14 protein-coding genes are annotated in these 12,618 nt (G+C 68.9%); 7 read left to right on the plus strand and 7 right to left on the minus strand.

All coding sequences use genetic code 11. The features are described 5' to 3' along the window. Positions 1-55 precede the first annotated feature (55 nt). Positions 56-430 (plus strand): DUF3054 domain-containing protein, encoded by a 375-nt coding sequence (locus AB0F41_RS28140; RefSeq protein WP_357428965.1) that lies wholly within the window; start codon positions 56-58, stop codon positions 428-430. 22 nt (positions 431-452) lie between these two features. Here AB0F41_RS28140 and AB0F41_RS28145 read toward each other — a convergent pair whose 3' ends face one another. After that, entirely contained in the window at positions 453-2,048 is a 1,596-nt protein-coding gene (locus AB0F41_RS28145; protein ID WP_357428967.1) for an NTF2-like N-terminal transpeptidase domain-containing protein, read from the minus strand. 388 nt (positions 2,049-2,436) lie between these two features. On the opposite strand from AB0F41_RS28145, the gene aroQ reads away from it, so the two are divergent. Further along, positions 2,437-2,901: a type II 3-dehydroquinate dehydratase gene (aroQ, locus tag AB0F41_RS28150; protein ID WP_357428969.1), complete on the plus strand. Its 465-nt coding sequence runs from the start codon at positions 2,437-2,439 to the stop codon at positions 2,899-2,901. Between the two features lie 16 nt (positions 2,902-2,917). Here the strand turns inward: aroQ and AB0F41_RS28155 are convergent, their stop codons facing one another. Continuing rightward, complete coding sequence (locus AB0F41_RS28155) at positions 2,918-3,373, minus strand: nitroreductase/quinone reductase family protein (protein WP_357428971.1); 456 nt, start codon at positions 3,371-3,373, stop codon at positions 2,918-2,920. Between the two features lie 159 nt (positions 3,374-3,532). On the opposite strand from AB0F41_RS28155, the gene AB0F41_RS28160 reads away from it, so the two are divergent. The 3 genes from AB0F41_RS28160 (at position 3,533) to AB0F41_RS28170 (ending at position 5,499) form a co-directional block, all read left to right on the plus strand. Then, complete coding sequence (locus AB0F41_RS28160) at positions 3,533-3,883, plus strand: DoxX family protein (protein ID WP_357428973.1); 351 nt, start codon at positions 3,533-3,535, stop codon at positions 3,881-3,883. Between the two features lie 141 nt (positions 3,884-4,024). Next, positions 4,025-5,122, plus strand: coding sequence for a zinc-binding dehydrogenase (locus AB0F41_RS28165; protein ID WP_357428975.1), 1,098 nt, complete (start codon positions 4,025-4,027; stop codon positions 5,120-5,122). Between the two features lie 65 nt (positions 5,123-5,187). Further along, the gene (locus AB0F41_RS28170) at positions 5,188-5,499 is read left to right on the plus strand and encodes a GNAT family N-acetyltransferase (RefSeq protein ID WP_357428977.1); all 312 of its coding nucleotides are present in this window, start codon (positions 5,188-5,190) and stop codon (positions 5,497-5,499) included. 24 nt (positions 5,500-5,523) lie between these two features. Here AB0F41_RS28170 and AB0F41_RS28175 read toward each other — a convergent pair whose 3' ends face one another. After that, positions 5,524-6,285, minus strand: a complete 762-nt coding sequence (locus AB0F41_RS28175) for a lysophospholipid acyltransferase family protein (protein ID WP_357428979.1) — start codon at positions 6,283-6,285, stop codon at positions 5,524-5,526. A 127-nt stretch (positions 6,286-6,412) separates the two neighbouring features. On the opposite strand from AB0F41_RS28175, the gene AB0F41_RS28180 reads away from it, so the two are divergent. After that, a complete protein-coding gene (locus AB0F41_RS28180; protein WP_357428981.1) occupies positions 6,413-7,072 on the plus strand; it encodes a YqgE/AlgH family protein in 660 nt (219 codons plus the stop codon). A gap of 25 nt (positions 7,073-7,097) precedes the next feature. Here AB0F41_RS28180 and AB0F41_RS28185 read toward each other — a convergent pair whose 3' ends face one another. The 3 genes from AB0F41_RS28185 to AB0F41_RS28195 are packed head-to-tail and all read right to left on the minus strand — an operon-like array spanning position 7,098 to position 9,211. After that, entirely contained in the window at positions 7,098-7,448 is a 351-nt protein-coding gene (locus AB0F41_RS28185) for a hypothetical protein (RefSeq protein WP_357428983.1), read from the minus strand. Continuing rightward, on the minus strand, positions 7,445-8,308 hold the full coding sequence (locus AB0F41_RS28190; RefSeq protein WP_357428985.1) for a DUF692 domain-containing protein: 864 nt from the start codon (positions 8,306-8,308) through the stop codon (positions 7,445-7,447). Before AB0F41_RS28190 ends, AB0F41_RS28185 begins: the two co-directional genes overlap by 4 nt. A gap of 3 nt (positions 8,309-8,311) precedes the next feature. Next, on the minus strand, positions 8,312-9,211 hold the full coding sequence (locus AB0F41_RS28195) for a TIGR04222 domain-containing membrane protein (RefSeq protein WP_357428995.1): 900 nt from the start codon (positions 9,209-9,211) through the stop codon (positions 8,312-8,314). A gap of 232 nt (positions 9,212-9,443) precedes the next feature. Here AB0F41_RS28195 and AB0F41_RS28200 point away from each other — a divergent pair, with 232 nt between their 5' ends. Next, positions 9,444-10,241, plus strand: coding sequence for a glycoside hydrolase family 25 protein (locus tag AB0F41_RS28200; protein WP_357428987.1), 798 nt, complete (start codon positions 9,444-9,446; stop codon positions 10,239-10,241). A 77-nt stretch (positions 10,242-10,318) separates the two neighbouring features. Here AB0F41_RS28200 and AB0F41_RS28205 read toward each other — a convergent pair whose 3' ends face one another. Further along, a complete protein-coding gene (locus AB0F41_RS28205; protein ID WP_357428989.1) occupies positions 10,319-12,361 on the minus strand; it encodes a PhoX family phosphatase in 2,043 nt (680 codons plus the stop codon). Positions 12,362-12,618 lie beyond the last annotated feature (257 nt).

Consider the following 12,618-nt stretch of genomic DNA (forward strand, 5'->3'; position numbering starts at 1 on the left):
GGCGACGGACGGGTACGGCGATCCGCTACCGGGTCCGGCTACTAGGCTGCACCGGGTGAGAAGGTTCGGGCCGATCGCCGCCGATGTGTTGCTCGTGGTGCTGTTCTGCGTTATCGGACGCCGCAGTCACGACGAGGCGATCATCGCCGGCTTGTTGCGCACCGCGTGGCCGTTCGTGGCGGGACTGGCCGTCGGATGGATCGCCGCCCTGGTCCTGGAACGCCGCCGCACCGGAACCGAACCGTTCGACGCCACTCGCCTGTGGCCCACCGGCATCGTGATCTGGCTGAGCACACTGGTGATCGGGATGCTGCTGCGCGTCGTATCCGGTCAGGGCACCGCGGTGAGTTTCATCGTCGTGGCGGCAGTGGTGCTGGCGTTGTTCCTGCTCGGCTGGCGGGGCGCGATCCGGGCGCTGCGGCTGCGCTGACCTGCCCGGTGAGCCCAACCGCTCACTCGTCCGGTTTCGCGAAGGCCTGCAGCATCCGCTCGCCCATCCGGACGACCATATCGCTGCTGTCGACATCGGCGATATGGATCGCGAACGACAGGTCCCCCATACTCGCGATGAGCCAGCCGTCATCGCCGGCCTTCGCCGAGAATCCGGCGACATCCCGGAATCCGCGCAGCCGCGCCATATGCGGGGCGTTCATCCCGTCCCGCAGCGCACCGCGCAGCGCATCACCGACGGGCGGCTGCAGCGGACCCACCGGGGCGTCGGTTTCGCCCGGGCGCCCGCGCTCGATCATCGGGGTCCGCAGGGTGCCGTTCGCGATGGCGGCCCCCGCGATCGCCATTCCGAAGGGGCTCACCAGCAGCGGGTCCGATCCGGCGCCCTGCCGTACCGGTTCGGCGCCGCCGGCGCCCGCAGGGCGGCCGGTGACCTCCTCCAGACCCGGAACCCGGAAATCCACACCGACGCCGAGTAGCGTCGCGGCCTCCACGGCCTCCTGATCGGAAACATCCTTGGGTGCCTTGCCCTTGGCGGCACCGGCGGCCACCCGGAACAGTTCGATGGCACCGCCCGCCGGGTAGAGCCCGGTGAAGGCGACCGGCCCCTGCGCGCTGGAGTAGTTGTTCTGCGCCACCGCCACCACGGCGCCGGTGGAGGGCTGGGTCACCACGATCGAGGCGGGCGAACCCGCGCTGACCACCGCGTCCTCGGCGGCCCGCTGTAACCGCTGGTCCAGTGTCCCGGCGATATCGGGCCCGGCCGGGCCCTGGTACCCCGCCAGCTGTTTGACGAACTGCCCGTTCTCGAACAGCTGCACGCCCCAGCCGGAATGCCGGTCCTGGCTTTCCTCCCACACGTTGTGCATCGCGTCGAGCATCGGGGAGAACACGCGGCGGTCGGCGACGATCAGCCGCGGCTCCTTCTTCATCACCACACCGGGGATGGGTGCCATCTCCGGTTCCAGGATCGCGAAATCACCCTCGCGCAGACTCACGGCCGTGATCGGTTTCCCACCCGCCTGTGCCAGTTTGTCGCGCAGGGTGGCGCCGGTGATCAGCGGCGCGACCGGTTCGATGGCACGGGACAGCGCGTCGGTCGAGGCGCCCACATTCGGCATCTTGGCCGGATCGAGCTGGATGACATTGATGTCCTGCTGGGTCATCAGCGGTTTACCGATGTTGTCCACGACTTTCGGCGCCGGCTCCGGGGTGGTGCGGACCAGCTGCACGGTGCGGTTGTGCGCGAGCTGCGGCATGACCACCGAGGGATCCCAGGAGATCTTCCAGCCGTTGGAGAGTTTGCGGATGGTTCCTTCCAGGCCGTAGGACCAGTCCTTGCGCTCGCCGAAGTTCCAGTGGACGTCCAGGCTGAAGATTCCCGATTCCGCGTCGAGCCCGATGAATTGCGTTTTCTCGTAGTCGACGGTTCCGGATTCGAGACCGTCGAACATTTGCCCGAGAGTTGCCGAAGCGGCGGAGGGATACGAGGTGAGTTCCGCGGCCGCGGCGTGGTCGCGTTCGTCGAGCAGTTCGGTGAATTGGTCGACGACTGCCTCGGGGCCGGTCGACTCGGCACCGGTCCCGCATGATCCCATCGCTATTACCAAAGCCGCCACCCCCGTAAGGGCAAGAGCGCCCCGGAAGCGAAAGCGGCGGGATCCCCACACATCCATGTCGCCCACTCTTCACTCTTGTCACTTCGGTAACAAGACAACCGTACCTGAAAAATGCCTGCTTGCGACTGCTCGCAAACCCGAAACCTTACCCGGTCCCACCGTGTGTAGTTGTGGCCGTACCCAACTCGGCGCAGGGCGGACCATGATCGTTTACCGTGGCGTCCGGAGACGCCCGGCGAAGCTACGCTACCGATCGGTCCGAGGCGGTGCGGCGTCACCCCACAAGTCCGCCATCCCTGGAGAGATACCCCGTCACGGTAGCTCAGAATCCTCGGTGCGCGTGTGAGGTGTCGGTAGGGTTGCTGCCATGTCCGACGACGCCCTCCCGCAAACCTCGAGCAGCCCGATTCTGGTCCTCAACGGGCCGAATCTGAATACGCTCGGCATCCGGCAACCCGATGTCTACGGGTCGGAGACGCTCGAGGATGTAATCGAATTGTGCCGTCGGGCCGCCGCGGCGCACGGCCGGGAGATCGTGCATTTCCAGTCGAATGCCGAGGGCGCGCTGATCGACCGGATCCACGAGGCCCGCGGCACGGTGTCGGGGATCGTCATCAATCCCGGCGGCCTGACCCACACCTCGGTGGCGTTGCGGGACGCGCTGGTCATCCCCGAGGTGCCGATCGTCGAGGTACACATCAGCAATGTGCACGCCCGCGAGGAGTTCCGGCGGCACTCCTACGTCTCGCCCATCGCGGCCGCGGTGGTCGCCGGGATGGGCAGCTTCGGTTACGCGGCCGCCATCGAGTTCCTGCTGACCCGCCGCGCCTGAACGGCGCACGCTCCCATCAGGCCGCGGGCTCGATCCGGAAGACCGGGAATCCGGGTGCGATCCCGGCGAGCTCCTCGTCGGTGGAATCCTTGGTGATGCCTTCGAAGAACCGGCCGACCTCCCAGCCCCAGCGCTCCAGGTAGAGCCGCAGCAGCGGCACCTTGTCGGCGTCGGGGATCTCGACGGCCGTGAAGACCTCGACCCGGCGACCGAGGCGCAGTTCGCCGCCGCCGGCCACCCGGATATTGCGCACCCACTGCGTATGCCCACGCGGTGCGACGAGATAGCGCTGCCCGTCCGCCGCGGTCATCACGTTCACCAGGGTGCTACGCCATTCTCCGGACTTGCGGCCGCGCACGGCCAGCAAACGGGAACCGGCCACGCTGATTCCGAGTTTGGGCAGCGTGTTGACGACGCGGTTGAAAATGGGATCGAAGCCGGTGGGGGCGAGGTAACGGGTCGAGGCGGTCATTTTCTTCTCCTTGTGAGCGGTGCTCTCTATTGTGAACAACAATCGCACTTTGCGGCGGCAAAGTCAAGAGCAGTGCTCTCGATTGTTCGGATGTCACATTCGCGCCCGCCGCGTCGTCATCCCGGTATCCCCGTACAGATCTCGTCACCAGGAGTTCCGATGTCGATCGCCTACACCGTCGTCACCCTTTTCGCGGCCGCGTGGGTCGGCTTCTCGGCCGGGGCACTGCTGTTGCACGCCGGCTGGGTCGTCGACAACCTGCGGGACTACGGCGTGCCCGAATCGTGGTGGCCGTGGCTCGGCTGGGCCAAGGCCGCGGGCGCGGCGGGGCTGGTGGCCGGGCTCTTCGTCCCCGCCGTCGCCGTCGTATCGGTGACCGCGCTGGTCCTGTACTTCGCGGGCGCCGTGCTGACGGTGCTGCGGGCCCGCGCCTACTCGCATATTCCGTACCCGCTGCTCTACGCGGTCCCGGTCGCCGTCGCCGGTGTTCTGGGCCTCGCCGCCGCCTAGGTACCGGCGGGGCGCCCCGGGCAGATCGGCGAGTCCGCGCGAACCGGGTACCGGCCACCCGAATTTCTGAGACGGTGGTCGGGGCACCCGCCGTCCTCCGGGCACGCGCGGGCGCGGATACGAACGGCAGAGGAGCGACGCGTGCAGGCCGCAGTTTTTCACGGAACCGAACCCCGGCTGGTCATCGAGGACATCCCGGTCCCCGTCCCGCAGCGGGGCGAGGTGCTGCTGCGGGTCAGCGCGTGCGGGGTCTGCCATACCGACCTGCACGTCCTGAAATCCGAGGTGAAGTTCCCGGCGCCCGCCGTCCTGGGTCACGAGGTGTCCGGCGTGGTCGAGCAACTCGGCGCGGGTGTGGACAACGTCGCGGTGGGCGACAGTGTCGTCTGCAGTTTCATCATGCCGTGCGGCGACTGCCGCCACTGCGTCCGCGGAGCCGAGGACCTGTGCGAGAAGTTCTTCGCGCACAACCGGTTGAACGGCACCCTCTACGACGGGACCTCCCGGCTGGCCCGGGCCGACGGCTCGCCGCTGGCGATGTACTCGATGGGCGGGCTCGCCGAATACTGCGTCGTACCCGCCTCCGATGTTTTCGCGGTACCGCCGGAGGTGGGTCTGGAGGCGGTGTCGATCCTGGGTTGCAGCTCGTTCACGGCGCTGGGCGCGGTGCACAACGCCGAACTCGGGCTCGGCGACCGGATCGCCGTGGTCGCCGCCGGCGGCGTCGGCTCCTCGATCGTGCAGTTCGCGGCGGCGGCGGGCGTCGCCCAGATCATCGCGATCGATATCAGCGACGAGAAACTCTCCGCCGTCGCGAAACTCGGGGCCACCCATACCGTGAACTCCCGCACCGAGGACGTCGTGGCCCGGGTCCGGGAACTCACCGGCGGCCACGGGGTGGATGTGGCGTTCGAGGCGCTCGGCAGCGCGGCCACCTTCACGACCGCGCTGGACATCCTCGACGACGGCGGCCGGGCCGTGGTGGTCGGAATCGCCCCCGCGGGCTCCACCGGACACATCGACCTGGCCCGCCTGGTCCGCCGGAAATTGCTGGTCCGGGGCTCCTACGGCGCCAAGGCCCGCACCGATATGCCCGCGCTGCTGCGGATGGTCGCCGCGAACACGGTGCGCCCCCAGGAACTGATCACCCGCCGCTACCCCCTGGCCGAAGCCGACGCCGCCTACCAGGCACTCTCCCGCGGCGAAATCATCGGGCGCGCGATCATCGAGATGCCCTGACACGCTGGGCAACCGGACTCGCCGCTGCGGGGGAAAATTCACCGTGGAGCGAGTAGCGTCGAGCCATGCCGACGGAGGTCCGCAACAACATCGCATTGGAACGCTTCGAGATCACGGTCGACGGCGAGGTAGCGGGCTATACCGAATACCAGGACACCGTCGATGAACGTGCGTTCGTCCACACCGAGATCGACCCGCGTTACGACGGGCAGGGCTATGCCCGTGACCTGGTCGAGGCGGCCCTGCACGCGACCTACGCCGACGGGCTCGGCGCGCTGCCCATGTGCCGGGTGGTCCAGCATTTCATCGAGACCCGGCCGCAGTACCTGCAGATGGTCCCGCACTGGGCCCGCGACCGCCTGGGGCTGCCTCAATAGGCCGGAGGCGGTCGCGGCACCCGTTCAGTACGCGGCCACGGCTCCGTCCAGCGCCCGCTGGAGGTCCTCCTTGACCACCCGGGCGATCTCCGCGGGCCGGGCCGGGAGTTCGGTACGCGGGAGCGTGAAGTGGAAGCTCGCCGATCGCACCTCGTCCTTGGTGGGTTCCACCGCCGGATCGGTACGCTTCCCATAGCTCAGGCCCAGGCAGACCAGCGCGGGCCGCACTCCGAGCTTGCCGGTGCGGAAAGCGATGTGCCCGATTCCGGTGCCGACCGGCTGTACCCGCGCCGGATCCCTGTCGTTGCAGGTGCCTTCCGGGAAGACGGCCAGGCTGTCGCCCTCGGCCAGCCGTTCGGCGCAGATATCCATCATCCGCTGACCGGCCGCGTTCACCGCCCGCAGGCCGTGGTCGGTGCTCCGGAAGACCGGGATCCCGCCCATCATGTCGATCCGGCGGCGCAGTGTCACTTCTTCGAACAGTTCGTCCTTGGCCAGCACCCGGGTGCGGCCGATGAGGGGGCGCAGTTCGCTGCGCCAGGCCGCCGCGGCGAGTGTGTAGGGGTCCAGACGGGAGAGGTGGTTGACCGCGATCAGCAGCGGGGTGCGGGCACGAATCAGCTCCCGGATCGCCGGGCGGGCGCCGTCGGAATAGCTGATCCGGGGCCGGTAGCGCCGGCCGAGCAGGGCATAGGCGCCCATCGCCTGGAGCCGGTTCTGCCGGTGTGCACGGTAGAAATCGTATACGTCGTCGCTGTTGCCGAGGAGCACCTCAGGGTGTCGCATACGGCTGACTCTACGAGCCCGGAGCGGTATGTCCAGGTGGCCGCGAACCGTCTCCCGAGCGAACTCGGGACGAAGTGAACGGGTGATCAAAGGGGCGCGATCGGGCAATTACTGCGATGATGGCCTGGTGGCGCAGGCAGATGACCCCGATGATCGCAAGACCCGGGGCGGCCGCGGTGGCGGGCAGGAGCCCGACCCTGGTCGTCGCGGAAACCGGCAGGATGAACAGGTGGTGCGGGCCGGTACGCTGCTGGTCTCCTCGACCGAGCTGGCCGAGCCCACGTTCCGCCGCACCGTTGTCTACATCATCGAACACAACGACGCCGGGACCCTGGGCGTGGTGCTGAACCGGCCCAGCGATACCGCCGTCACCGATGTACTGCCGCAGTGGAGCGAACTGTCCGCCCAGCCGCGGACCCTGTTCGTCGGCGGGCCGGTCAAACGGGACGCGGCGCTGTGCCTGGGCACCGTCCGGGTGGGGTCCGCCATCGACGGGGTGCCGGGGTTGCGCCGGGTGGACGGCCGCGTGGTGCTGGTCGACCTCGACGCCGACCCGGACCGGATCGGGCCGCTGGTCGAGGGGGTGCGGATCTTCGCCGGTTACGCCGGGTGGACGTTCGGCCAGCTCGACAGCGAACTCGCCAACGACGACTGGATCGTGGTCTCGGCGCTGCCCAGCGATCCCATCTCGGGACGACGCACCGATATGTGGGCCGCGGTACTGCGGCGCCAGCCGCTGCCGCTGTCACTGCTGGCCACGCACCCGATCGAAGTCGAACGCAACTGAGCCGACCCGCGGCGTACGGCCGCGGTCAGCGCGTGCCGTTCCGGAACAACCCCGTGAGCCGTTTCGCCCATTCCGGGCCCCGGCCACCCCACCGGATATCGCTGTCGCGGGCGAACCGCCGCGCATCGGCCGCGGCACCGCGCTTGGGCCGGGTCCGCGCCCACGCGACGAACTGTTCGGCGAAATCCGGCCCGGCCGCATATGCGAGACCGGGATAGCGGGCGGCGACCTCCCGGGCACGTTTGTGCAGCAGGGAATGCGCAGCGGCGTGGATCGCGCAGACATCGAAACCGGGCGGTACCGCGTCCCCGGCCACCAGCGCACGGACCAGTGCCGCCTGGCGGGCCGCCAGATCCGGTGCATCGGATCCGGTCATCGCAGCGCCGCCCGGGCCGAGGCCGTGATCGGGGCCCGCGCCGCGGCGTTGCTCAGCGCGTCCAATTCGTCGAGCAACTCCTCGGCCGGTGGATAGTTGCCGTCCCGTTCGAGCATCAGCGGCACCGGATGGTCGCGGACGAATTCGGCGACCATCTTCAGCACCTCCGCGGGAATCGGATGCAGATGGGTGTCGTGATACCGCCCACCGGATTCCGCGCCGCCGGCGATATGACAGTAGGCGATACGTTCGGTGGGCAGCGCGGCCAGTTCGGTATACGGATCGCGTCCCCGGTTGCGCGCGTTGGCGTAGACGTTCGCGATATCGAGGAGGAGATAGACCCCGGTGCGGTCGACGAGTTCGGCGAGGAACTGCGCCTCGGTCATCTCGTCGTCGGGCCAGTCGAAGATCGCCGCGATGTTCTCGACCGCCAAGGGAACATCCAGTTCGGATACGGTGCGCGCGATATTCGCGGTGAGCACATCGAGCGCTTCCCGGGTGCGCGGTACCGGAAGCAGATGCCCCGCCTCCAGACCGCCCGCCCGGACGAAAGCGATATGTTCGCTGACCAGCGGTGCCGAAACCGCCTCGGCGCAGCGCGCCAGCCGCTCGACCCGGGCCGCCGATACCGGTTCCGCGCCGCCGAGGGAGAGCGAGATCCCGTGCGGCACCACGAGAGTGCCGCGGGCTCGCAGCGATTCGAGTTCGCCGGGTACGGTGACGGCGCCGGATCTGCCTGCCGTGGGCAGCGATTCGGCGATGACCTCACAGAACGCCAGCCCGTCCAGATGGTCGATCACACCGCAGATCTGCGGCCGCCAGCCGATACCGAGCCCGTTCTCGGGTAGTGGACCGGACACCGGTCAGCCGCCGCATCCGCCACAGCCACCACAGCCGCCCCCACCACAGCTGCCCCCGTCGCCGCCGCCGGAGTCGCCGCCCGCGTCGCCACCACCACCGCCGCCATCGACCCGGGGGTCGCCCAGCGCCGCGTTCAGGCCCGGATCCAGCAGCATCAGCGCATGCGCCCCGAACAGCGCGACCGCCAGTCCGGCCGCCGCACCGCCGTAGGTCTCGAAGGAAGGCGCGTTCGCGGGCCGCAGATGCCGGTGCCGGGCGGTCGCGTCGTCCAGCGCGGCCCGGCCCTTCGGCGTCACCCGCACCGGCGCCATCACCCGCCAGGCGGCGATCGCCAGCGCGACCAGCACCAGCACCAGGAGCAGCACCGCGCTGCCGTTCGCGACTCCGGCGTACAGCCGCACCACCCCCAGCGCGCCGACGGCCAGGATCGGTGATCCCGCCCGCCGCAGCCGTTTCGAATAGCCGGAATCGGTGAGATAGCCACGGCGGTGCAGGGAACCGCGCAGCTCCGCGAGCTCGGCGCGCGTCCGGTGAGCCACACCGGAGAAGCTCTGCTTCGACTCGTCCATCCGCTGCGCCACCCCGAGCGTGAACGGATCGAGTACCGCCACCGGAGCGGGCTTTCCGGTCGGGTGCCCGGTGCTGTCGATGAGATCGTGGCCGCGCAGCAGCGCGACCGACGCCATCACCGCCCGGTCGTCACCGGTGAGCATGCCCAGTTCGGGCGAGGTGAGCCGCTCGGCCGGGGGTTCCACCGGCATCAGCACCCGGTTGCGCAACCAGAATCCGGCGACCACCGCGGCCACTGCCAGCAGTACGTACACCAGGAGAAAAGCGGGTCCGGCGATCCCCCAGGCCGGCCCGGCGGCAGCCGGTATCGGCCGGGCGGCCGACCACTCCATCACGCCCACCACACCACCTCCGGATCACCGACGACATTGAACCCAGTATCCGGACCGAAACCCGACCACGCCACGACGATTCGGTGGCAGGACCGTAAACCGCACGTGGCCGTTCGGGTGTTCCGGGCGCCGCCCGCTCCGTGATGCCGTACTGTCCGCCGGGTGAATTCCCGGCGATTCACGGCGCTGTCCTCCCGGGCGCGGGCCAGGTGGATGCCTAGGGTCGGTGTCCATGAACCCTGCCGGTTGGAGATCGACTGCGATTGGGCGCCGCCTCCGGCGGCGCGGCTCGGCACCCCTGTGGACACGGGTTTTCCTGGCCGGTGCCGCCCTGCTCCTCGTCGCCGCGGGACCCGTCGCGCTGCCCGGCAGCGCGACGGCCGAACCCACCGGGCCGGACGTATCGTCGTGGCAGCACGGCGGCGGACGGCCCATCGACTGGTTCGCGGTACGCGCCGCGGGCCACCGTTTCGCCATGGTGAAGGCCACCGAGGGCCTGGACTACATCAACCCGTTCTTCGTGCCGGACAGCCTGCATATGCGGGTCGCGGGGATGGCCCGCGGCACCTACCACTACGCCCATCCCGACCTGCCGCCCGAACCCCAGGCCGCCCTGTACGCGGCGGTGGTGCTCGGGCAGAACGGCCCGCTGGACCTGCCGCCCGTCCTGGATATCGAGCACTCCGGGGGCCTGCCGCCGGGCGCGCTGATCGACTGGACGCATCGCTACCTCAACACTGTGCAGCAGCTCACGGGCCGGGTGCCGATCATCTACACCTATCCCAACTTCTGGAAATCGGCGATGGCGAACAGCGATCAATTCCACCGCTACCCGCTGTGGATCGCCGACTACCGGGACCGGCCCCAGCCCGAGGTCCCCGGCAACTGGCCGGCCTGGACGTTCTGGCAGCAGACCGATTCCGGTTCCATCCCGGGTATCCACGGCAATACCGATGTGAACGTATACAGCGGCGCCCAGGGCGATTTCGCACGCTTCGCCCGGATGGGCGGGCTCACCGGCAGCGGATAGACCGCCCGGTCGTACGGATCCGGTTCGGGCCGCCGAGCTTCCGGCTCGGCGGCCCGCCGACGCTCGTCGGGTGACCGCTACTCCACGCCGATCCGGCCGCCCCCGGCCTTCCAGACCGCCACCACCGCCGGACGCGGCTGCGAATCGCCGCCGTCGGGCCAATGCGACGCGGGATTCTCCACCGACGCGTCATCGGTTTCACCCGGATGCTGGACACACACCAGGACCCGCTCCTCGGTGATCACCGGACCGCAGGTCTCACCGCCGGCCGGCACCGACAGGAACTGTTTGGTCTCACCGCGCCGGTCACCGTCGAGGACCACCGCGAACAATCCGTCGTTGGCGTCCAGCGCATTGCCGTCGGTGCTGATCCACAGATTGCCGTAGGGGTCGAATGCCAGGTTGTCCGGGCACGAGATCGGGCTGACCTTCGTCTTGTCGTACCCGGCGAAATAGGTGTCCGCGGCGGCGGGATCGCCGCAGACCAGCAGCAGCGACCAGGTGAACTCGGTACCGGCGTGGTCGTCGGTGATCTCGAGAACCTGCCCGTTCTTGTTCTCGTTACGCGGATTGGCCTCGTCGGCGGCGGCCTTCCCGTCCGTGCCGCGTTTGGTGTTGTTGGTCAGCGCCACGTACACCTTGCCGGTTTTCGGGTTGGCCTCGAAATCCTCGGGCCGGTCCATCTTGGTGGCGCCCACCTTGTCGCCGGCCAGCCGGGTGAACACCGCGACCTCCTCGGCGGTCATCCCGTCCACCAGCGATTCACCGCGGCCGTCCGCGGCGGTCCGCAGGATCGGCACCCAGTGCCCCTTGCCGGTGAAACCCTGGTCCGAGGGCACCGCGCCGGAGCCGTCGATACGGTCGGGGTGGTCCCCGGTCAGCTTGGCGACGTAGAGGGTGCCGGCGTCGAGGATGGTGAGGTTGTGGCGGCGGCTCGCGGCGCCGGTGCCGGGTTCGATCTTGCGGGTGGAGACGAACTTGTACATGTAGTCGAAACGCTCGTCGTCACCGCTGTAGGCGACCACGGTGCCGTCGGCGGTCACATGGATATTCGCCGCCTCGTGCTTGAACCGGCCCAGCGCCGTGTGTTTGATCGGCGTCGACTTCGGGTCCCACGGATCCACCTCGACCACCCAGCCGAACCGGTTGGATTCGTTGGGTTCGGCAGCCACATCGAAACGCCGGTCGAATTTCTCCCAGAAATGCGGGGCGTCGGATTCGCCGACGCCGTACCGCTCGAGCCTCGCCGCCGCCACCGGATCGGCCGCCTTGCCGGCGAAGTAGGCGTTGAAGTTCTCCTCACCGGAGAGCACCGTGCCCCAGGGCGTCACACCGCCGGAGCAGTTGTTGATCGTGCCGAGCACCTTGGTGCCGGTGGGGTCGGCGGTGGTCTTCAGCAGCGGACTGCCCGCGGCGGGACCGGTGAGCTCGAACTCGGTGGTCGCGGTGATCCGCCGGTTGTACTCGCCGAAGGCGGGCTTCAGCTGCCCTCTACCGGGTTCACCGCGCACCTCGACCACCGACAGGCCGTGCGCCGCCATCGCGATATCGGCCTGCTCCCGCGTGATCGCCTCCGGCCGGTAACCGGGGAACATGAACTGCTCGGTGGTGTATTCGTGATTCACCACCAGCAGGTATCTACCCGCCTGCCCCTCGATCGGGAGCAGTCCGGCGAAATCGTTGTTGTAACCGAACTGCCGGGCCTGCGCGGCGGCGGTCTGGCCGAAGAAATCGAACTCCGGGGCGTCCTCGAAGAGCGGATCACCCCAGCGGATCACCACACCCTGCTCGTACCCCTCCGGGATCACCACGGCGTCCTCGGTGTTCGGCGCCACCGCGGTGAACCCGGTACCCGTGCTCCCGGCACCGGCGGCCGTCTCGACCTCGGTATCGTCGCCGCACCCCGCCAGCGCGCCCATCGCGCCGACCGCGACCACCGCGGCCGCCCCGCCCTGCAGGACCCGGCGGCGGGAGATCGCGGCGACGATATCGCCGAAGTACTCGTTGGACGAGGTGTTGGGCACCTCGTGGAAGCAGGCGTTTCCGCATTTGTACTGGCAGGTCACGCGGGATCGCGAGGCGGCCGGTTCATTGGCGACGAAGAGCGCGAGAGGTTTCACTACTGACTCCTGTTCCGGGCTGAACGCCCGCACGCTAGCGGACCCAGACGAGCCTCAGTAGACGCGCAGATTAACAGTAATATTGCAGCGGCCCCGCCGCGGAAGGTGGGAGTGGGTTGAAGCGACCCCACCGCGAAGGGATGTTCGGATCGACGCCTCCGCCAAGGGTCGGGCTGTGATTTTGGAGCGGCTCCGCCGCTCGAGGGTGGGGCCCTATTAACCCGGTTCTTCACTCCCGCCGGTCGGTCGCTGCGCTC

Source organism: Nocardia sp. NPDC024068, from assembly GCF_040638875.1.
GTDB lineage: Bacteria > Actinomycetota > Actinomycetes > Mycobacteriales > Mycobacteriaceae > Nocardia.